Origin of the sequence: Bartonella sp. LB28NMGDW (assembly GCF_042194435.1) — a bacterium.
GTDB classification, from domain to species: Bacteria; Pseudomonadota; Alphaproteobacteria; order Rhizobiales; family Rhizobiaceae; genus Bartonella; species Bartonella grahamii.
Genome location: NZ_JBHIMX010000121.1, coordinates 1 through 834, shown reverse-complemented (window position 1 = coordinate 834; position 834 = coordinate 1). Strand labels below are relative to the sequence as shown.

1 pseudogene is annotated in these 834 nt (G+C 41.1%); it reads left to right on the top strand.

The features are described 5' to 3' along the window. Positions 1-798 (top strand): annotated as a pseudogene (locus ACFIKG_RS09550) (filamentous hemagglutinin); the annotation flags it as partial. Between the last annotated feature and the right edge of the window lie 36 nt (positions 799-834).

The window sequence follows — 834 nt, the reverse complement described above, 5'->3', positions numbered from 1 at the left end:
AAAGAGCATCCCATAGCTGGGGTCGACCGGGATGAAAAGGGCAATGTGATCTATAAAACAGATGAAAATGGGGAGCCTATAGAAGACGCTCGTGGACAACCTAGCCCTAAGTTTCATTATTTAACGGATGAAGAAAAGCAGCACTTACAAGCTGGTCCTGATGGTAAGGTCAATGTTTCTTTGAATGGGATCTTTACTCCTCCAGAAGAGGCGGCTGTTTATGCAGAGCAACATGCGGAAAATAAAAATGAACCACTTTATTTTGTTGTGTTCCCCCAAGCCGATTCTGCTATTTCAGAACTTTTGGTCGCGGGATATCAGAAGTTTCTGGAAAATAACTTTTGGGGTTTGACCAATTCAACACAAGAAGCAAAAGATATAATGTCTCGCTATGGTAACACGGGATTGGAAGAGTATGGCCATAGCCGTGGTACCATGACATTGGGGAATATGCTGAATTCTTTCAAACAAGAAGGTGTGCACGGGATAGCCAACGAAAACACAAATATCAATCTCTATGGACCAGCCTTTAATGTTTTAGTTGCATCCGGTCTGTTAGGTTATGTGAGTGATGGCAAACAAACCACTATTGGCTTTGATGGGAATAGATACGACTTTGTAAGCAGAATTATTGGCGGCAATGGCTATACTTACGAGACAATACCTACTGGTAGTAACATGTGGAAAGAATGGTGGAGAGTGATCATGAATCCCATAAGCTCCCATACCTGTCTTGGAGATGCGGGTCAAAAATGCCAAAAAAGGTATGGCTCATCTCATTTAAAACAAAAACCTTGAATTAAATCATGGAGGAAAAAAATGAAACAAACTTTA